General features: G+C 32.6%; 17 protein-coding genes. 10 read left to right on the top strand and 7 right to left on the bottom strand.

Annotation, left to right across the window (positions count from 1 at the left end; genetic code table 11):
- Positions 1 to 172 precede the first annotated feature (172 nt).
- From H602_RS0108355 to H602_RS0108310, 9 genes are all read left to right on the top strand, one after another.
- Complete coding sequence (locus H602_RS0108355; protein WP_026977609.1) at positions 173 to 1636, top strand: mannitol dehydrogenase family protein; 1464 nt, start codon at positions 173 to 175, stop codon at positions 1634 to 1636.
- Positions 1637 to 1646: 10 nt separating this feature from the next.
- A complete protein-coding gene (locus H602_RS0108350; protein ID WP_026977608.1) occupies positions 1647 to 2972 on the top strand; it encodes an MFS transporter in 1326 nt (441 codons plus the stop codon).
- Positions 2973 to 3085: 113 nt separating this feature from the next.
- On the top strand, positions 3086 to 4015 hold the full coding sequence (locus H602_RS0108345) for a carbohydrate kinase family protein (RefSeq protein ID WP_026977607.1): 930 nt from the start codon (positions 3086 to 3088) through the stop codon (positions 4013 to 4015).
- 632 nt (positions 4016 to 4647) lie between these two features.
- Positions 4648 to 5400 (top strand): hypothetical protein, encoded by a 753-nt coding sequence (locus H602_RS0108335; protein ID WP_026977605.1) that lies wholly within the window; start codon positions 4648 to 4650, stop codon positions 5398 to 5400.
- A 500-nt stretch (positions 5401 to 5900) separates the two neighbouring features.
- Positions 5901 to 6788, top strand: coding sequence for a DUF4007 family protein (locus H602_RS0108330; RefSeq protein ID WP_026977604.1), 888 nt, complete (start codon positions 5901 to 5903; stop codon positions 6786 to 6788).
- Positions 6778 to 10008 carry a P-loop NTPase family protein gene (locus H602_RS0108325; RefSeq protein ID WP_026977603.1) on the top strand — a complete coding sequence of 1077 codons (3231 nt, stop codon included), beginning with the start codon at positions 6778 to 6780 and terminating at the stop codon, positions 10006 to 10008. Before H602_RS0108330 ends, H602_RS0108325 begins: the two co-directional genes overlap by 11 nt.
- On the top strand, positions 10005 to 11132 hold the full coding sequence (locus H602_RS0108320; RefSeq protein ID WP_026977602.1) for a phosphoadenosine phosphosulfate reductase family protein: 1128 nt from the start codon (positions 10005 to 10007) through the stop codon (positions 11130 to 11132). The genes H602_RS0108325 and H602_RS0108320 overlap by 4 nt, the downstream gene beginning before the upstream one ends.
- Positions 11133 to 11726, top strand: a complete 594-nt coding sequence (locus H602_RS0108315) for a GIY-YIG nuclease family protein (protein WP_026977601.1) — start codon at positions 11133 to 11135, stop codon at positions 11724 to 11726.
- Positions 11726 to 13693, top strand: coding sequence for a ParB N-terminal domain-containing protein (locus tag H602_RS0108310; RefSeq protein WP_026977600.1), 1968 nt, complete (start codon positions 11726 to 11728; stop codon positions 13691 to 13693). Before H602_RS0108315 ends, H602_RS0108310 begins: the two co-directional genes overlap by 1 nt.
- Before the next feature lie 149 nt (positions 13694 to 13842).
- Here the strand turns inward: H602_RS0108310 and H602_RS18425 are convergent, their stop codons facing one another.
- Entirely contained in the window at positions 13843 to 14307 is a 465-nt protein-coding gene (locus H602_RS18425) for a hypothetical protein (RefSeq protein ID WP_035759217.1), read from the bottom strand.
- Positions 14308 to 14364: 57 nt separating this feature from the next.
- Between H602_RS18425 and H602_RS0108295 the strand changes: the two genes are divergently transcribed.
- Complete coding sequence (locus H602_RS0108295) at positions 14365 to 14547, top strand: hypothetical protein (protein ID WP_026977599.1); 183 nt, start codon at positions 14365 to 14367, stop codon at positions 14545 to 14547.
- Between the two features lie 114 nt (positions 14548 to 14661).
- Here the strand turns inward: H602_RS0108295 and H602_RS0108285 are convergent, their stop codons facing one another.
- The 6 genes from H602_RS0108285 to H602_RS0108260 form a co-directional block, all read right to left on the bottom strand.
- Positions 14662 to 15198: a hypothetical protein gene (locus H602_RS0108285; protein WP_026977598.1), complete on the bottom strand. Its 537-nt coding sequence runs from the start codon at positions 15196 to 15198 to the stop codon at positions 14662 to 14664.
- Between the two features lie 2 nt (positions 15199 to 15200).
- A complete protein-coding gene (locus H602_RS0108280; protein WP_026977597.1) occupies positions 15201 to 17348 on the bottom strand; it encodes an AAA family ATPase in 2148 nt (715 codons plus the stop codon).
- Entirely contained in the window at positions 17345 to 17578 is a 234-nt protein-coding gene (locus H602_RS0108275) for a hypothetical protein (protein ID WP_026977596.1), read from the bottom strand. The genes H602_RS0108280 and H602_RS0108275 overlap by 4 nt, the downstream gene beginning before the upstream one ends.
- A gap of 10 nt (positions 17579 to 17588) precedes the next feature.
- A complete protein-coding gene (locus H602_RS0108270) occupies positions 17589 to 19805 on the bottom strand; it encodes a DEAD/DEAH box helicase family protein (RefSeq protein WP_026977595.1) in 2217 nt (738 codons plus the stop codon).
- 1 nt (position 19806) lies between these two features.
- Positions 19807 to 20931 carry a cysteine desulfurase family protein gene (locus tag H602_RS18420; RefSeq protein ID WP_035759213.1) on the bottom strand — a complete coding sequence of 375 codons (1125 nt, stop codon included), beginning with the start codon at positions 20929 to 20931 and terminating at the stop codon, positions 19807 to 19809.
- A 367-nt stretch (positions 20932 to 21298) separates the two neighbouring features.
- Positions 21299 to 21694 (bottom strand): hypothetical protein, encoded by a 396-nt coding sequence (locus H602_RS0108260; RefSeq protein ID WP_026977594.1) that lies wholly within the window; start codon positions 21692 to 21694, stop codon positions 21299 to 21301.
- Positions 21695 to 22032 lie beyond the last annotated feature (338 nt).

Genomic DNA, 22032 nt, shown 5'->3' with positions numbered 1-22032 from the left:
ACTAAAATTTGATCAAAAGTAAACAATTTAATCCAATTCGTAATGGGAACGTTCCCGGCATTTTGGGAACGTTCCCAATAGCGTTTTAACTACGAAAACGATATAGCACTTGTGTTATTACCTTAAGTTTAGGCTTTAAAATAGATTTTAGTAAAGAAAAACACAATATAATATGATTACCATAAAATACAACTACGACAAAGATAAAATCACTTCAGGTATCGTGCATATCGGAGTGGGTAATTTCCACAGAGCACATCAGGCGTTTTATACCAACCAATTGCTGGCATTTCCCGATCAAAATACGTGGGGAATTTGTGGGGCAAGTTTATTAGCTTCAGATAAAAATACAGTGGATCGATTGCGACAACAACAATTTGACTATACATTGACAGTATGCGGAAGATATGGAAACGATACGGTGCACAAAATAGGTGCGTTAAAAGAAATAGTTGCAGGCTATGAATTTCCAGAAGCGGTAATTGCTAAAATGGGTTCGCCTTCCACTAAAATCATTTCATTGACCATCACTGAAGGCGGCTACAACATCGATAAAAACACAGGTGCATTTGATTTGCAGCAAGAAGCAATCCAGCACGACTTAAAAAACAAGCACACACCTACAACCGTGTTCGGTTTTGTAGCAGAGGGATTAAGAGCGCGAAGAATGTACGGAAGCGGCGGCGTGACCATCCTTTCCTGCGATAATTTGCAACACAATGGAGATACAGCCAAAAAAGCATTTACTACTTTTATTGCTGCACAAGATCCTGCTTTGGCAGAATGGGTGGCACACAACGTGACTTTTCCCAACAGTATGGTGGACCGAATCACTCCAGCAACAACCAAACAAGACTTAATACGCTTAAACATTAACAGTGGAATTGATGATTTAGCGCCCGTATATTCCGAAGATTTTATCCAATGGGTGATTGAAGATAATTTTATTGCAGGTCGACCGGCTTGGGAACGGGTGGGTGTAGAATTTACAGAGGATGTTACGGCGTATGAAAACATGAAGTTGAGCTTATTGAATGCGTCACATACCTTACTATCCTATCCCGCTTTTTTGAAAGGCCATCGTGCCGTAGATGTCGCGATGCAAGACACGTCCATTGTGCAATTACTGCGGGATTTTATGAATCTTGATGTGACGCCTTTTGTTGAAATTCCAAAGGGAATCGATTTAGAAGTCTACAAACAAACTTTACTAGAACGTTTTGCGAATAAAGCGGTAAGCGACCAAGTAAGCCGTTTGTGTGCCGATGGAATTTCGAAGTTTCCGGTTTATATCGTACCCGTGGCTACCAAGATGTTGCAAACAAATAAGGAAATGAAACGCATTGCATTTTTACTAGCAGTGTACCGTCATTATTTGAAATACCAACAAGACGACCAAGGTACAAGGTACACGCTGACAGAACCTTGGTTGACCAAACAAGAGGTACAATTAATTGACAGCGATGATGCAGCGGAATTCTTAAAAATATCGCCTTTCGTGAGTGTAAATTGGAATAGTTCAGCTTCCTTTTTAGAACAATACCTTAATTTTGTGGAAGAAGTTAAAGTACAAGGAGTAGCGCCAACTTTAGATTCCTTGTTGCAACCTGCAGAAGCAACTTGTTCCACCAATTAATCGGCCGATCATGACAACATCTAAAAACAGTAGTGCCTTATTTCCGTTTGCAATAGTAACGTTTATTTACTTTATCGTTGGATTTTTAACCACAGTAAACGAGCAGTTGCAAGCGCCACTGAAATTTACTTTCTTGGAAAATGCCGGTAATTTAAAAAACACTTTTACAACGCTAATCTCCTTTTTCTTTTTCTTGGGATACCTGTTAAACGGAACATTAGCAAGTAAATGGGTCAACAAAGTGGGGTACAAACGTACCATTGTTCGCGGCTTGATTTTCATGGTTTTTGGTTTAGGAATGTATTTGACTGCGGCATGGATTGGCGAAAAATATCCGGAATGGGTAGCGATATTGGGTACAGCAGAAGTGGCGTATGGTTTCTTTATCTTCTTAATCGGTTCGTATTTAATGGGTACGGCCGCTGCAGTCATTCAAGTGGTGGTCAATCCGTACATTGCTTCTTATAATTTGCCAGGAACCCAACCAGTACAACGTTTAAACATCACCACAGCGGTAAATTCAATCGGTACAACATCAGCTCCATTTTTTGTCACTTTAATTATGTTCGGTGGTATTTCCATAGAATTCATTAAAATCGAACAACTCTTTTTACCCTTGGTCATATTAATGATTAGCGTGTTATTAGTTACCCTAATTACACACAATCTAGATTTACCAGACATCGCCCATACCCGTTTTGAAAAAGGGGAGAAGCAACTGCGAAGTATCTGGTCGTTCAAGCATTTTGCTCTCGGAGTTTTAGCCATTTTTTGTTATGTGGGTACAGAAGTAGCGATTGGAGCCAACATCAATCTCTATGCTTTTGAATTAATGGACGCTGGTCATCCTATTTCCTTCTTTGGAAAAACAGACATTATAATAGGAGGTATGGATCTAGGCATCCACGCATTATTATCCACTCTTTACTGGGGAGGATTTCTTGTAGGACGGTTTGTTTCTAGCTTTTTCAGTGCCATTTCTGCGCGAACACAATTGACTGTAGCTTCTGTTCTAGCTGTAGTACTGGCAATTGTTGCAATGCTTACGCAAAATCTTTGGTTTTTGGTAGCAATTGGTTTACTACATTCTACAATGTGGAGCTGTATTTTCTCACTTGCGACTAAAAATTTATACAAATATACCTCTAAGGCGTCAGGCGTGTTCATATCAGCTGTCTTTGGAGGAGCCGTTTTCACGATTGTACAAGGAATGATGGCCGATGCATTGGGATCGTGGCGGTGGACATGGACGATTACCGTGGTATGTGAATTGGTGATTCTCTTCTATGCACTTTTCGGTTCACGAATCCGAGAAAAAGACGTTCTTGTAAATTAAGGAACCATTTTTTTAAAGGAAAGGTTTACGATTAAAATCAGCCATTTCCATCCGCGATATTTTTTACAACAGTTACTTTATAAGTTGAATCAATTTAAAAACAGAACAATCAGATGAATACCCAAGAAATAAAATCCAATCCCATCGTTTTCTGTTTTGGCGAAGTACTTTGGGATATTTTTCCAAGTGGAGCCAAAGCCGGCGGAGCACCCTTTAATGTCGCCTATAACTTACGCAAATTGGGTGTAGATTCGCGTGCGATAAGCCGGGTAGGTACCGACGAGTTGGGCGTTTCGCTTCAAAATCTGGTCAAAGGTTGGGGCTTTCCCGATGCGTACATTCAAAAAGATGCCAACAACCCAACGGGTACGGTTCAAGCTACTTTTGATGACCAAAACGAAGCACATTATGACATTGTCTATCCCGTGGCGTATGATTTCATCGAATGTTCCAAAGAACTTTTGGATGAAGTACGTTCGGCAGATGCATTTGTCTTTGGAAGTCTGATTGCAAGAGGACCAAAATCACGTCAAACCTTGTTAAGTCTGTTAGAAGTAGCACAACTTAAAATATTTGACGTCAATTTAAGGGAACCATACTGCGATTTCGAAATCATTCAAACCCTAATGCACCAGTCCGATATTGTGAAAATGAACAAGGCTGAAATGATACGTTTACTCGAATTTCTTCACGTTCCATTCACCAATGAACACGATGCCGTGCGATGGATTCAAGAGCATTTTCAACTAAAGGAAGTCCTAATTTCAAAAGGCAGTAAGGGTGCTTTGTATTTCAATGAACAAAACGACTATTTCACACCTGCTTTTCCAATTGAAGTAGCAGACACCGTGGGAAGTGGCGATGCGTTTTTAGCAGGATTTATTTCGAAACGGATTCAAAATGCGTTACCAGAACCAATGATGCAAACGGCTGTGGGCTTAGGTGCATTCATCACCGCTCAAAACGGAGCGTGTCCTTCGTATCAAAAAAGTGATTTCGAGGCGTTTCTTGCATCCCAAAAAGCCGTCGACACATTGATGTAAATAAGTTTGTTACAGATAAAGTAAAGTCCAACAACGTATCGTTTGTTGGACTTTTTTTATGTCCAGTTTCGTCATCAGTCAAGTTGTAAATAGTGCTGCTGACATGGATACGGATTCAGTTTTTAAGCTATTTTAATTGGTCGACTTAAAAGGGTTCTATATCACTTTGAGAAGCGGAATGGAGCGTAATTTGCAAATAAAAAGAGGTAGCAGATATACGTGCAATAATCCATAAAATTGATTTGCGATTGTACCATTCGAATTTGTTTAAAGTCAAATAGAGTTGGATACGGGGGGGAATTTTGAAAACAGGAAAGATGAGGTGAGGCGGTTGTTTTAGGTTGGTTTACGGTAGCAAGAATCTGTATAAATTCGCATTGTCACAAAATTTTGCATCAAATAGAATTAATTTTATCAAAATTAGTGTAAAATTCTGTTTTTTAGATAACTTTACAAGTGTTAAGAAAACCAAAACGTGTACATACACAAAAACAAAATTAACGCAAAAGCGACTAGAAGTTGGCAAGCCGAAATCGTGCAAGCTAACGGAGAATGTGGCTACTGTCGGTCCAGAAATAGGGATTGACCGTCTTGAAGATTAGTAAAAAACCAATTATTAAATACGACTACCTATGATTTCAACTTTTTTTAAAATGAATCTATTTGCATTATTAATTTTCGCTCAACTGTGCCAAGCGCAAGAGAAGTTAAGCCCTGACCAATTTGAAGGGTATGTGATTACAAATGACGGCGCAAGAACGGAAGGCATTATTGAAGTTTCAAATGCCACACATCCTTGGTCTTTTCAAGGAACGATTTCGTTTTTTGATAAATCGATTTTAGAGGAAGGCAAAGCCAAACGCAAAGACAAAACCAAGTACAAACCAACCGACCTATTGGAATACGGAATAGGCGACAGAAAGTTTAAACCTGTTGAGTATGTAGACAGCAACCAAGCGGATAACAACGGATTAAACGAAACGATTGGGATGATTAGAAGTCTAACAAAAACAAAACACTTTGCTGAACTGTACCACGAAGGAGCCATTTCGGTGTACAGATTTTACAGCTCGCCTCCAGGATTCAGTGCTTCGGCGGGTAATGCACAAATAAACGCTTACGATGATTTTGTAGAAAAATGCAAAACCACGTACGACATTCTTATTGAAAACGGCAGCGAAAAAGCAAAATCATTTGAATCTGTGAATCTGAAAAAGTTTTTTAAAAGTTGTCCAGTCGTTGTTAAAAAATACGAGAACAAGGAATACATCAAAAAACCCGTGAAAGGTCTAAAATCTTTAATCAAAGACGCCATGCTTCAAGGAGAACCTCTGGCCAATGCAGCGATGGAAATGGTGAAAGATTACGAAGCCAATTGCAAGTAATTGCGTCTAATGACTTGACTTCAAAGCATCTTAAATGATGTGCATGAATAGTGTAAACCATTATTTAAGCGCAACAAAGAACTATCAAATAAAACACATCACACAAAATATTTTGAGCCGATTAGATGCACTAATCGGCTCATTTTTTTTGTACTTGAATCGAGTGTAATGCTTATTGGTCATAACAAAGAATAGGGTTTGGGTAAAGATCCGAATTTGTGTAACAGCTGCTTGAAATACGAGATTGAATTTTGGGTGGTTTATGTGAGTTGGTTGGTGGTGGGAAATGGGGATTGGGGATGATACGGCGCGGTCGCATTTTATAATATTTAACCAAATATGTAAATTTATTTTTACTTGAGTAAAATAGTTTAAAATATAAAACATTACACCGTACATAAGTATCTAAATATTAGCACTTTATGTTTTTTTACGAATTTGTTCTTTTTCCATTGGATAACTTCACCCATTTTGTAAATTGCACTACTAAATTGTAACTTATGAATCACTTCAAATTTTCGGGGCACGATACTTTTCACTGTAGACAACAGTGGTTGTTGAAAGGTGTTAAACTAATTGATATTGAAGGGTATAGCGTGCTAAATAAGCCGGATTTGGCTATCTCGAAATTAGGTGTTGGGAAAAATATGGTTCAATCTATACAACATTGGCTTAAGGCATTTGATTTAGTAAACGAGAATCATGAATTGTTAGACTTCACAAAAGAAATGTTTTTAGGTGATAATCCTTTTGATTCATATCTCGAAGACGAAGGTACCTTATGGTTACTGCAATATAAAATTTGCAAAACGCAGTACGCCAGTATTTTTTACTTGATATTTTCTGAATACTTTAATGACAAAATAAGTCTTGAATTCTCAGAATCTCAGATTATTCAATTTATTGAAAATAAACTTCGAAATAACAATGAAAGAGAGGTAAGTAGAAATACTTTGGCTTCTGATTTCAAATCATTTGTAAAATCTTATGCAGCTCCTGTAAAAACGTTGAAGACAATTGAAGATGATTTTAACGCTCCGCTTTTAGAGTTGAATTTGATATCGCAGTTATCTGCAAAAAATAGTTTTGGCGAAACGGTATACAGGTTAAATAGAGATACTAGAAACAATGTGCCTATAGAAATATTTACCTATTGTTTACTGGATTTATTAGAAGAAAGTAAAGATATAAGCTATGATAGAATTAGAAAAACGCTAGGGTCATATTTTTGTCTGTCAAATGATGGTCTGGATAAAATGATAATACAAATGTGTGAAATTTTTCCTGAGTTTGTATACAAGAGTGATGCAGGCATTAGGCAAATTCAAATAAAAGGAATAACGGAAAACTTTCAAGCTAACCTACTGAGAAATTACTATGAAATATAATAATATATCAACTAATATTCTAAGAGACGAATCAAAGGATTTGAATTATGTTGTTACGCCAAATGCTGTTCAAATTTATGAGAGAATAGTTAATAGTGATTTTAAAAGCAGTAAATCATTTACAATAATTGGGAATTACGGAACGGGTAAATCAACATTTCTATGGGCTTTAGAAAAAAATCTTTTAAGAGAGAAAATATATTTTAGCAATACGTTAGAGTCACAAAAAAAATCATTTGATTTTATAAAGTTAGTCGGGGATAATATTTCGCTTACAGAAGCACTATTAAGAACCTTAAAATTAAAACAAGGTTCGTCAAAAGAAATACTTGAAGAGCTTGAAAAGAGAAGGTTAAGCTCCGCTAAAAACAATAAGGGTTTAGTACTAATTATTGACGAGTTTGGAAAGTTTTTAGAGTTTTTAGGAAAGAATAAAGAAAGTAATGATTTATACTTACTACAATTAATTTCTGAATGGGCCAATGATGATGCTAAAAATGTGTTTTTCATTATTTCTTTACATCAAAACTTCATATCCTACTCAGCTTCGCTTGATATAGCTGAAAAATTGGAGTGGGAGAAAATTAAAGGTCGTTTTGTTGAGTTGTTTTTTAATGAACCCGTTGAGCAATTACTGTTTTTTGCTAGTGAAAGTCTTCAGCAATTTGAGCTGCCTAAAAAATTAGAACAAAATTTAAGTCTACTTAATAAAACTATTCAGAAAAGTAATCTCGTTAATTTTAATGATTCTAGTTCGACAAACTTAGCTAAATCGTTATACCCTCTAGATTGGTTGTCAGCTAATATTTTAGTGAATGCGCTGCAAAGATATGGGCAAAACGAGCGTTCTCTATTTACTTTCTTAAATGACAATAGTGCGATTTCAATAAATTCGTTTAAAGGGAAATTCTATTCCGTATCAAATGTATTTGATTATTTAGTTGCTACTTTGGGTAGTGAAATATACAGTTTTAACAATCCCCATAGAGCACAATGGCAAACTTGTTTCGCAGCTTTAGAGAGAATACAGCTTGTAAATGGCCTCAATTATGATTTAGGAAAAGAATTACTAAAAACAATCTGTTTAGTAAATATATTTACCAAATCAGGTAGTCTTTTTGACGAGAATACAATTTCATTATACTTGCATCACACGGGGGAGTTTACTAATTTAGAAGTAGAAAATTCTATCGATAAACTTTATAAAGCAGGTATTGTTCGTTTCTATAATCACAGTAACAAGATTAATTTTTTAGAAGGAACAGATTTAGATATTGATCAGGAACTGGCAAATGTTCTAAAAGAGATTAATCACGATTTTTCAATTACAGATGCAATTTCGGATTTAGTTGATTTTCCAGTTATTTTAGTAAAGAAAAATTCTTTCGAACGGGGAACTCCAAGGTTTTTTGAGTTTAAAATTGTAACCGACTTAAATAATATTGCAGCAGCAGTAGGTGTTTTAGATGGATATATTAACTTGGTTTTTGATTCAACTTTTAAAGAGAAAGAGATAAAAAAAGCATCTGAAAATGCAGGAAGTAATTTATTTGTTATTTATAAAAATTCAAAAGAAATATACAAAGAAATATTTACTATCAATAAATTACAATTTCTGATAAATAAGCATGGCGAAGATATAGTTGCAAAAAAATTGTTGCTGAAAGAACAAGAATTTCATAAGCAACAGTTAGAAAGTTTTGTATTAGAAAATTTATTTGTTTCAAATGATCAAAATGTATGGTTCTACAATGGTGCTGTCATAAATATAAAATCTAAAAAAGCCTTAAATGAAAATTTATCGAGAATATGTAATTTCGAGTATAGCAAAACACCTCATTTCAAAAACGAGTTGGTTAACAAGGAATTTGTAAGTTCTCAAATTAGTACAGCAAGAAAATCCTTTATACGTCATTTATTAAATTACCAAAGCGTAGAGAATTTAGGTTTTCCAAGCGATAAATTTCCTCCTGAAAAGTCAATTTATCTTACTTTGTTGAAAGATACTGAGATTCATACAAAAAATGCGAAACTGAATCACTTTGAATTTAAAAAGCCTACTGACAAATCATTTATTCCTTTATGGGAGGAAAGCATAGCATTTATCAACTCGGCAAGTTCCTCTAAGAGAAATTTAGGGGAACTCTATGAGATTTTGAGTAAGGCACCTTTCAAATTAAAAAAAGGATTTACTGACTTTTGGATTCCGACCTTTTTAATTATTCATAAAGAGGATTTTGCATTATTTCATGAAGCAAATGGGTTTATCCCTTATTTAACGGATGATGTTCTAGATTTAATACATAAGTCACCAACAAACTATTCTATCAAAAGTTACGATGTTTCTGGATTAAAAGTAAATCTTTTAGAAAGCTATAAGGAGCTTGTGCAGGTGGGTGACAATGAATTGGGAAATAAAAGTACGTTTTTATCCATTTTTGGAAACTTCTTGCGTTTTTTTAGAGGATTGAATGATTACACTATAAACACAAAAAGACTTTCTCCAAAAGCAATCAGTTTAAGAGAAGCCATAAAGACCGCCAAAGATCCAGAAGACGCCTTATTTAATCAATTTCCTAGTGCTTTAGGTTTTCATTCTATTTCCGTTAATGATGATGAAGAAATTTTAAAATCCTATACTTTTCATATTCAAGACGCTATTCGGGAAATACGATCTGCTTATGATGCATTGCTAGATAGAATTGAAGATAAAATAATTCAAGAATTTCATTGTGAGTCGAAGGACTTTGAAACCTACAAATTAGAAATCCAAGGTAGGTTAAATAGTATAAACTTAAGTTTGTTAGGCAAAGAACAGTCTATATTTTATAAAAGATTGGTTTCTCCTTTAGATGATAGAGCTTCTTGGCTGAAATCAGTTGCTGATGCTGCACTTGGAAAGTCCATTGATAAAATGATTGATGAGGAGGAAGGTTTACTAGTGACTAATTTAGAAAGTTATTTATTAGGTTTAATAAATGCTTCTGAACTGCATGAGTTTAATACCGGCGACGATAGAAAGATGGTTTCAGTAAGTTTGTTTGGAAACAATGGAGCAATGATTAATGAAAAGATAATAATTTCCAATGCTTATAATAAAGAATTAGAAAGCGTAAGAGTAGAATTGAAAGAAAAATTAGTTACTTTAGATGTTCATAAGCGAAAGCAATTACTTATGGAGTTACTATCAACAGTACTAAATGAAGATTTAAAGAGATGAGTGAAATAAAACATGTATTAGGGATTTCTGGAGGAAAAGACAGTGCTGCTTTGGCAATTTACATGAGCCGAAAACATCCTGATGTGGATGTAGAATACTATACTTGCGATACTGGAAAAGAACTTACAGAAACGTATGATTTAATAAATAAATTGAACTCTGTTTTAGGTAAAAACATTCGACTTTATAAATCAATTGATGAATTAAATTCTCCTGAAAAAAATCCATTCGACCACTTTTTAGCGATGTATGGAGGTTATTTACCTTCTGCAACTGCTCGTTGGTGTACGGGAAAAATGAAGCTAGAGCCTTTCGAAAATGAAATTGGTAATACACCAACAATATCTTATGTTGGTATTCGTGGTGATGAAAATAGGGAAGGGTATATTTCCAAGAAAGAAAACATTCAGTCTATTTTTCCATTTAGAAAGAATATTTGGAGCGAAGATGTAATGAAGAAGTTTCTTGCAAATTCTAATATGGATTTCGTAAAGCAACACTATGAATTGATTGCTCCAAAAGGACAATTAGAAATGATTCTTCAATATGTTGAACAACCTATATCCCTACGTTTCACGCAAAAACAAAAAGTGAATGCTTTATTAGATACTGATGTAAAACTATTTAATAAAGTTGTTTTTGAGTTTTTAAAAACTACTGATTATCCTGTTGGTAAATTAGAAAGCTTTTCATTGATTGATAACGATGAGGTGTTAGGTATTGATGATATTTTTAAAATATTAGATGATTCTGGAGTAGGAATTCCAGCCTATTATTTACCGATCGAATATCAAGTTGAAATTGATGGCGACGTTAAAAAAGGATCCTATGCAAGAAGTCGTTCTGGATGTTTCTTCTGTTTCTTTCAACAAAAAATAGAATGGGTTTGGCTGTTGGAACAACATCCAACACTATATGAAAAAGCTATCGAATACGAAAAAGAAGGTTATACATGGACAATTGAACCTTTACAAGAACTAAAAAAAGCAGAACGTGTAAACGCTATCAAAAAAGAACATTATTTACGAATGCATAAAAACAAAACTAACGCAAAAACCACCACAAGCTGGCAAGATGAAATCTTGCAAGCTGAAGGAGAAGGTTGTGCTAGTTGCTTCATATAGATGAATATTAATAATATTACAAATAAAAACACATTAGAATATTATATTCAGTTTTATACTGATATACCTACAAAAAGCGGAGTTTACTATTGGTTTTTCTGGCCTTTTAAAGGCTTTTATCTAGAAGATAAAAATTTTAATCTTTTTGTAGAAAAGATTAAATACTTCAGTTCGATAAACTTGAATTTACCTGAATCTGCAAAAACTGGATACAAATTTTCTGTTGAAGTTAGGGAGAGAGGCTTAGATTGTGAAGTTTTAGGTTTGAATAACAATAAATCTACAGTATTGCTGGCATATTTAAAAGAAAGCCAAACAAATAGGGAATATTTTCTTAATTATTTAAAAAATATTATTCTAACAAAGCCTTTCTATATTGGTAAGGCTAATAATTTACAAACACGCTTATTGCAACATTTTAAAGAACAAAATTCTGAAATATTAAATCATTTAAGTGAATTAAAAATCGAGCAAACAGATGTTTTAATTGCATATGAAGTAATCGAATCTAATTTAGAAGATAATATAAATACTATATTTGAAGAAATTGCTCAAAGAATATTAAAACCAGGATTAACAAAAAGACCAGGATAATGGAAGACATTGAAAATTTATTAAACGAAGATTTATCTTCACAAACGAACGATGGAGTTATTTTTTCTAACATATACAAAGTGATTAAAGGCGGATTTGATTTTGAAGGTGTTGAAACATATTTAGGTTCTGCTTATGTTTCGCAATTGTGTAACGATATTGAAGTTTTTGAAAAATTGACAGAAGACAAATCATGGCCTGTTAGTTCTATCATTCAAAGAGATGTTGACGAAAAAAGAGTAAAAGATATAGCTGAAAATTTTATTCTTATGCAATCTAATAACGTTAAATATTTCCCACCTATAGTCGTTGCAATTGTTCCAAGAGAGTCATCCGAAGAAATATCTAAAGAATTTGCTATTTCTGCAGATACTGATAACACAAAGAAAGAGCACATAAGAAACATAGGAGGGTATAATGAGAAACTAAACAAAAATTTTATTAATTCTAAAAATTTAAGCGATTTAAAAGGATTTTATGTACTTGACTGGTTTCAAGGGCTAGGACAACTTCCTTTATGTTGGGACAAGGAAAAAATCTATGCAATCGTAATAGATGGGCAACATCGATTAGAAGCATTAAAATATGCGATGTCAAAAAAAGTGCTCATTGGAAAGCACACTCAAGATGTAGTTTTTTTGGACCTTTCAAAGAAAGCAAATAAAGAAGGTAGAAGTCCAGTGGAAGCTATTAGGAGAATTTTTATTGATATCAATTATAATGCTAAACCTGTTACTAATGCTAGAAGAACGTTAATGGATGACAAGGATCTTTCTTCTTTAATAGTACAGAGCCTCGTAAATGATGATGATCCTAATAATAATAGAAAAGAAAAATTTTTAGCACCACAATTAGTAGATTGGCATTCAGAAAATTTAAAACATTCTTTTCCATTATTAACAGGAGTCTTAGTTTTACAACAATTAATAGAAGATAATTTTTTACAAGGATCAAATCTAGCTTCCATTTTAGATCTCCGTGATGCTAAAAAAGTTGGACAATTTGTAAATACATTAAACTCAAGGTTTTTAGTTGATAATAATATATCTACTAAAACAAAGTATGAAGGTATTGAATTGTTAAAGGTATCACATGATAAATATAAAGAGTTAATAGAAAAACAAATAGATATTGAAGATAAAGAGGATTTATTATTTAATATGGACTATAATGTTCTGAATGTTGCAAGAGATTCATTTGAAGCAATATATTCAAAAAGCATGGTGAAGTTTTTCAATGAATTTCATCCATACAGTAAAGCAATTACAATTTTAAAAGATAATTCCATCTTTGATTGTGAAGACAAAAGAAATAGAATTATAGTTAAAAATCCAAAAAAATGGATTTTAGAAGAGAAAGTTCTAATGGATAATCTTCGAGCTGAAATGGTTAAGCAATTAGATGATAAATATTATTTATGCTTTACTGTACTTGGGCAAAAGGCATTTTTTAGACATTATTACAAAGAACTTCTTAGTCACTTGCAATCAAATCAAGTCAGTGAAGCCACAGTTTCAGAATTTACAAGTCTTTGGCTAAAAACTATTAATTTAATTATAGAAAAATTAGAAAACACACATTTATTTAGTAATGACCAAAAATTCACAATTAATGCAAAGATCCTTAATGATAATAAAATTTCAGAGTTTGGATTAATCGCATCAAGCTTTTGGCAGGGCATCATTTATAATGAACAAAATATCATATATAATAATCAAGGCATAGAAGCATTTGTTGGTCTAATAAATTATTTATACAAATGTTATCCAATAAAAAAAGTTGACGATGAAATAATATTTCCAGATGATTCAATTTGGACTAATATTTCTTACGGCTTTTCAAAGGTAAAAAGAAAAATACAACAACAGTATCCAGATTATGAAACAGAAAGAGTTGGAGAAATTGCTTCTATTATTTGGAAAACAAAGTTAATTGCTTTAAAAAATTTAATAGAACAAAATTTATAATTTATATTATTTCATAAGAATCAAGATAATACAAAAAGGATCTTCCATCTTTTTTAAATTCTATTTTCCCTTCTAAACGTAAGTGCATTAATTTACAATCACTTATTTTTAGAAGGGATTTTGTTTCTTTAGAAGTTAACCATTTTTTGCTAGGCTGTTTTTGCATGCTCATTAAAGTGGATTGTTATAACTTCAATATCTATTTTATAATTTAAAAAATCTTCATTACTCTTTGCGTTCCAGTTTTCAATTATTTCCATATGCGAACCTACAATTTCTAATTTGTGATTGAAAAAGTCTAAACTTTTTATTTGGTAGTCCATATAGCTATGCCGTAAGATTAGTTTGCCTGAACGTGGAACTTTATAATAACCATACTTCTTTGATATTTTAAAGTTTTTCTGCACTTGATATAATTTTAAGTCCCACTCCCCAAAACACTCAAGGTTCACAAGAATACTTTTCAATTTTAACTTTACTTCTTCAAAATTATTAAACCTTATTAGATCAACATCTACGCTACCGTCAATATTATTTCCAATTAAAACAAAATTTGAATTGTAGTCGATTGTTCTTTTGTAGCTTTGTGCGGTGTAAGAAATAGTTTCACTCATGACGTTGTTAATTTTATATTACAAATGTAATATAAAATTAACAAACATAATCTAAATATGAATATAAATACTGAAAAACTTTTAACCGTTTCAAACTTCGCTTTACTTAAAGGACTAAGCCGTCAACATGTCTATAAATTAGTTGAAAACAAGGAGCTTACTTTGGTCTTAATAGATGGTGTAAGCTTTATTTTTATGGATGAAAAAGCTATTGATTTCGTTAGAAAGCGACAAAAGTAATTATTTCACTTTCCAACTTCTTTAAAAAATTGATTCCCTTCTAAACGTAAGTGCATTAGTTTACAATCACTTATTTTTAAAAGGGATTTTGTTTCTTTAGAGGTTAACCATTTTTTATTCGGCAGTTTCTTCATGCTTTGATTTTACAATCATATCTAAAAAAGAAGTTGGATTTAAAAAATAGCCTGAATTATCATCTAGTTTTTCTTTAATCAAAGTCAATCCACCGTGGGTATATGCTTCCATTGTACTAATCAATTCTTTTACAACCTCGTCCTCCGATATTTCTCCTTTATCAAGAGCAATAAAATTAACGTCTGATTTAGCAATTAAAGCCGCAAAAATATACTCTTGTAGTTTAGTAAAATCTTTTCGAACTGACACAGTTGTCTTGCTTCCCCAATGTTGAATATGGTGGCTAAAATCAACTTTCTTCACGCCGTTAGGTATTGGAGAATATTCCTTGCTGTAAAGGCCTAAAAAGAAAGCATAAGTGTATAACTCGTAGTTGGTACTAAAGTGTTTTCCGAGACTTACTTTTTTATCTCCTTCCGCTCCATATTTTTCTGATAAAGATTTAAATAAAGTTTCTTTGAATTCCTCACTATATTTAGGAATTTTGGTTTTCCATTTGTCAAATAAATTTTCCATAATTATAGTTCTATTCTTTCGGTATTAATAGTCTTTAAGTTTTTTTCGTCAAATGGCCTTTCCAATCTAACCCAAAATGCTTTATTTCGTTTTACTTTTTCAAATTCTGGCTTGATGTAAAGGTTTTTGTTTTCATCCTTCGCGATATAATCTTTAATCAAAATAATGGTCTGGTTTTCTGCCTCATAAATTAGGTTTAAAAACTCAGTCATTTTGCTTTCACCAAATGAAGAAGTTGGAGCATCAAAAATTAAAGGATATTTTTCTGCTTTCACTTCTTTCGTTAACTCAGATATCGCCAACAAAACAGATATATGCTTTGAAGTTTCAAGTGACTTGTTTTCAGGAAACGGAAAGTCATTTTCATCTAATAGTTGAATTTTAACTCTAACGCGTGTTTCTGTTTTGATTAATCGAAAGTCGATTGTTCCAGTGAAAGCATCAATATTTATCCTAGAAAATATTTGATTTGATTTTTCTGCTAATTGACTAATGAATTCATCAAATTTTCTAGTCTTTGTATCTTTAAAAATGGTATCAATATCTCTTAAAATGTTTCGCGTATTAATCAAGAAATTATTTACATTGGTCAAATCGATTTTCTCTTTCTGTTCTTGTAAATCTTTTAACTGTAAAGATATTTTATCAATTTCAAGTTGTAGTCCATTTAGATCAATGTTAAGGTTCTTAATATCTCTTTGCCAACTATTATAGTCTTTAAGAACAACGCTTAATTTTTCTGAACCAATTGCAGAATTACCAATTATTCTTTCTCTATCAATGAGCTCTTTTTCTAACTTATGTTTAAATTCTACTAAATCATCTTTTCTAGCTTGGTTAAATTTAAATAATTCTTCAATCTCAGAATTAATAGTTCTGATTTTGAACAAATTGTCTTCTTGATTTGTGCTTAAATTTATTAGTCTATTGATGTAGTTATGCTTATAAAGCTTTTCCGGTATTTCTTCATTTGGAATGTCATCGCTCTGTGATTGAAGATATTGCTGCAATCTTTCATTCATAAACTTCAAAGCTTCAGAACCTTCCTCAGCTTCTCTATTACAAACTTTGCAAATATGCTCTTTAATCATTTCTTCCATAATTGCCTTAGAAGGCGTTCCAATAGGAAGGGGAACTAAATCGTTCAAAAGCGATAATTTAACTCGGTTTTCACCTTCTTTAATTCCAATTTGTTTGTCGTATTCTGATTGTAATGTTCGTCTTTCTTTACTTAAATTCGTTACTTTATCTGCAAATTCCTTATGTATTGTTTCGAAGTTCATTAGCATCCAGCCTTCATCAAATAAAGATGTTGTATAATTCTCTGTAATGAGTTGCTCGGTTTTTGAAATTTCAGACTCAATTTTTTTTATCCTCGAATTGATTATATCTAAAGCTTCAGCGTTGTTAATGTATTTTTCAACCTCTTGAATATTTTTAGTAGTTTTTTCAATGTTGCTATTAGTAACTTCTAAAAAGGTTAGCTTATCATGTTTTCTAAACTCAAGTGATTTTATGTCAAAATCGAGTTTATTGTATTGTTCTTGATTCTTGTTATTATTTCTGGAAGCTTGTTCTACAGCTTTTTCAGCAGAAACCTTTAGACTTTCTCCTTTCGATTCATATTTTTCATAGTGTTTTGCTTCCGAAAATAAGTTAATGAGGTTAATTAATGCATCAGCATTATCGAAAATATTTAATTCCTCTTCACCTTTAAACATAGAATATCTCCTAATTTGACTAGGAAATATCTGCTCTAATAATTCTCGTCCGTCAACAGTATTCCGTTCACCATTACTAGACTCTTCAGTTCCAGCGAGGATGCTGTTTCCAACACTACATCTGTTTTCTTCCTTTTTCTTAACTGTAAATTGTTTAGAAAGTATTTTAATCTCATTATATTGTTCAACGACAATTTCAACCCTTACTCTGAATGATTTATCAATTTCGACTTCAGAAAGTGCTTTTTTAGATACCAAATGGTCAAGATTATTATTGTCGCCATTTAATAACCATTCTAATGCTTCAAAGAATTTAGTTTTGCCTTCTCCATTTTCTCCTAAAATAATATTTAGTCCATTAGACAAACTGAACTTTTTTACACCATAATAGCATAAATAATTTTCGATGATTACTTCTTTTATTATCATGTTGTTGCTTCGCTTAAAAATTGAGTAATCATAGTATATAGTGCTCTGTCAGAAGTTGGACTAATTCCTTCAGAATTTTCTACTATTAACGCAATTGTTTTTATGATTGTATGATTTGACTTAAGCCCTTCTTTTAAACTAGTAGGAATCTGGTCGACAGTTAGACTGTATTTATCCGCTATGAGTTCATGCTTAATAAAGCTATTAAAAATTTCGTCTTTTCTTGCCATTTGAATGTAATTAGTCGTTTGGTGTGTTGTATAAATTTAAATTGTAATGATTAAGAATCGGTTTTAATTCATCATAGGTGTCAATTTTATTGATTGCCAAAACAGAAAAATCTACTACTCTTTCTAATTCTTTTTTAATCATATTTTTTTCCATTTCATAAGTTGATTCATCATCAATATTTGGAACGACTACTAAATCATGAATAACAGCATACATTTTGTCAGGGTGATTTCTAAGGACTCTTCCTCGTCTTTGAATAAACTGCCGAGGATTTCCTGTACTTGCGCAAAATATGGCTAATTCAGAACGTGGAACATCAACTCCTTCATCTAAGCATTTCATTGAAGTTAAAACATCTATTTTCCCCTTTTGAAACCCCAAAATCACATCATTTCTATCACTAGTATTCGAGGTATATTGTTTAACCATTATCGAACTATCCGTACTGCTTACCGCTCTAGTATATTCATTTATTAATTTAATGTCTTCCTGATCTTCTACATATTCATCTATACTATCATAATTAGCTTCAATACCTTCGGGAACATAAACTAGAGTATATTTTAAGTTGCCTTTTCTAGCAAATTCGTCTTCTAGTATTTTTTTAAAAATATCTAATTTATTGTGTGCTTTATGAATTATTCTTTTTCTTTCCAATAATAACATCTCTACTTCCTTACATTCTTTGTAGCGCTTAGTCTTATTGTCAAAATATTTAATTAACTGTTTTGATTTTTTTACATATTCGGCTAGCTCGATGTCGGTTAATTTAACAATATGAGGGTAATATTTATATTTACATAACCACCCCATCTTCATTGCTTCTTCCATTGAATAACTATAAACAAATGGGGGTTTATCATTAAAAAACTCTTCAATACTTTTGTTTCCTATTTCATCAAATTTTCTGTCAGGCGTTGCTGATAGTCCAATTCTTTTTCTTAAATGAATTTTAGGTAAAACCTTAGCAATATTTAATGAACCTAAATTATGAGCTTCGTCAGCAATTAGTAATGTCTCTTGCGGTAAATTTTGAAAATGGCTTTGAAAATTACTTCTATAAAAAGATGCATAAGTCACAATAATTACAAATGAAACATCTATAAAGTTACTAGCTGAATTAAGAAATGAAATGTTTTGAGGCCATTTTTCTTGAGAACTAACCGTAATAACATTGTTGAAGTTAAATTTCCGGCATTCGTCTTTCCATTGATTTAGTAACGCAATAGTTGGAACTACAATTACAGCTTTGTATGAGTTATATTCTTTATACTGATTTAAGAGGCAATTTAATGATGTTAGTGTTTTTCCAGTTCCGGTCGCCATAGCAAAAATGCCTTTTTTACCATTTGCAGTCCATTTATCATAAGCTTCAATTTGGTAAGGTCTTGGGCCTTCTGAGTAGGGAAACTTAGGTGTCTTTTCTATTTTATCAAACTTGTTTATCTTCTGAATAGCAAATTTAATAGATTTTTTGATTTTAGAATTACTAAAAATCGCATCCCTTTTATTTAAAAGACTTTTTTCTTGGATTAATAAGTCGTGAATATTTTTATCTCCAAATTTATTTAGAATCGCGGCCTTTATGTCAACAATATTTAAATATTCAACATTCTCAGAATTACCGGAAAAGATGGTTTCAAAATCTCTAACTTGATTTTCCACCGATCTTTTAGAGCTAGCATCTTCCCAAGATAACCGACATTCTAATTCCTCAAGATTTTCAATAAAGCCATAGTAAGTAAAGTTGCATGACGATTTATAACTGACCGCATTTTCACCATCACTAAAAACCCCTGATTTATAGTGAGCAATTCCTACCCCATTTTTCGGTTTTATAATTTTCAAATCAATTTTATCATTGGCTATTAACCATGCAAAACATTCAAAAAAATGAAGGCCATATTCATCTAATGAATTTTTTAACTCTCTTATATTATTAAAATCATATAAGGTCGAAAATGCTTCTTTTTCTTGACCTTTAGTTATGGCTTTTTTATCCTGCTCAGATATTACATTATTTATAACTGCTCTCATTTTTCCTCCAGAATAAATGAAGTTCGCAAAACCTAACGATAAAACATTAATAGCTGAAGAGCTAAAATAACCTAATAGTAAATCAAATGACTTACTACTGCATAACGCATCTAGATAAAACTGAAGCGGTTCGTTGTCACTACCTGTCTTATAATTTCTATGGTCTGCCCAATTAACATCCTTCAACATACTACATGTTTTTTAGTTTGGCTTTAATATTTTCTATAAGTAATTTAATACTTCCTTCACTTACATCTTTATTAAATGAAATTCTAATCGATTGATTACATTCACTTTCAATTAATCCCATTGCTTTTAAGACATGTGAACTTTCTATAATCTGAGAAGTACATGCAGAACCATTACTTAAGGCAAAATCGTTAACTTTAGATATAAATATATTGGAATCTAAACCAGGTAATATAACATCAATAATATTTTCAACTTTAGAACTTTCATTACCGATGATAGAAGCACCTTTGATACTCTTCAATTCTTGAAGTAATAATTTACTTCTGCTTTCTATTGTATCATTATTGCTTTCAAATTCATTTTTAGCAATTTCACAAGCTTTTCCTAGTCCTACGATTAATGGAGTATTGTAAGTACCAGCTCGTAAACCCATTTCTTGTCCACCACCATGAATTAAAGGAGTCAATTCAATTTTTTGTTTTTTAAATAAAATACCAATGCCTTTAGGACCATTTACCTTATGTCCACTAAAACACAACATATCTATGTGGTCTGCTTCAACATCAACTTTAATCTTTCCAACTGCCTGTGTGGCATCGCAGAAAAACGTAATACCATTGTCCTTTGCAATGTTACCAATTTCATTTATAGATTGTAAAACTCCCGTTTCATTATTTGCATACATTACGGAAATCAGAAATGTATCAGGTCGAATGGCATTTTGTAATTCACTCAAAGAAATTAAACCTTCTTTATCAACATTTAAGTAAGTGACTTCAATTCCTTTTGTTTCTAAGTATTCACAAGTGGCTAAGACAGCTTTGTGTTCAGTTTTTACAGTAATAATATGATTTCCCTTTTCAAAATTGGACTCAACAAATCCTTTTAGGGCAAAGTTGATAGATTCAGTAGCTCCTGAGGTAAATATAACTTCGTTCTCATTTGCATTTATCAGTTCCGAAACTTGAACTCGTGCTTTGTCTATAGCATTTTTGGATATCTTACCAAAATCATGGTTACTAGAAGCATTGCCATAAAACTCTGTGAAATAGGGCAACATAACTTCTAGAACTCTAGAATCTACTTTTGTTGTACTTGCGTTATCGAAATAATGATGAGACATTAATTTAATTTTTGTGATTACAATAATACAGAAAGCAAATCAATAATTTATACGGGAAACCGTAAAAAGACAACTATAAAAAATATATGTATAGTACTTACTGTGTCACGCCCGATAAATACTCCCCAATTAGCTGTACAAAATGCTAATATATAATTTACATGAAACGTAAAATTCCAAAAAAAATTAAAACAGCAATAATTTTTTGGGTAAAAAGTAAAGTAGTCATTTTTTAATAAGACTTATCTGAGCCGTAAAAAAAACAATTATAAACCACAACCTTCAAAAATCTACCCAACCAACATCATCCGCCAAATCCGCGTTCCAAACCTTCCACCTCACACCTTTTACCCAAAACCTACAACCCTCAAACCCCCAACCCCCTTAACCCCGTCATGCCCTGTTCTTTTAACACCACTAATCCACCATTACCCTGTTGATAAAACTGCACCGCCAAATAAGCCATCCGAAACGAAGAAGCAGGAGGTAAGCTTGCAACCTCAAAAGCACCTAATGCAACCGGCAAATTGGCTTTGGCAACACTAAGCTCCGGTGCGACATAGCGAACAAATTCCAAAGTATCGATAGTATAATCCACCACAAAATAAGTAAGCACCACATGAGTAGCCGACTTCTTAAACGCACGGGCATTCAATTGAAAACCAGTAAAATCACACCTTCCACCAAAATCAGACACTACAGGAACACCATCAAAAAGCGAAAACACATCCTGCTTGGGTGTAAATAAAAAATCAGTAAGCAATTGAGTACCAGAAGGAGTGGATAATCCCGTCCAAACGCTTCGGCTGCCAGCTAAGGTTTCGTTGCGTTCGGAGAACGAACAATGAAACCTGTGTTGAACGGAACCGATTACATGCCGTCAACACTTATGGAGTTATCGTAAAGCGTTTTGAAGAATATCAAGAGGATTAGATGATCCTCTTTTTTTATGCAGTAAAATCTGGATCATTTTTTAGTGTTTACCTTCACTTTTGAGCACAGTGCCCTTACCCATTCCAAGTTAATTTTGGTGGGACTTTGCCTTTTGGCTAACGCCAAGATACCAAGCCGGTGGACCTCTGGTATCAAAAACCAATATCG

It is taken from the genome of Flavobacterium tegetincola DSM 22377 (assembly GCF_000425485.1).
Classification (GTDB): Bacteria; Bacteroidota; Bacteroidia; order Flavobacteriales; family Flavobacteriaceae; genus Flavobacterium; species Flavobacterium tegetincola.
Note: the sequence above shows the minus strand (reverse complement) of the source record. Positions and strands in the feature narration are given on the sequence as shown.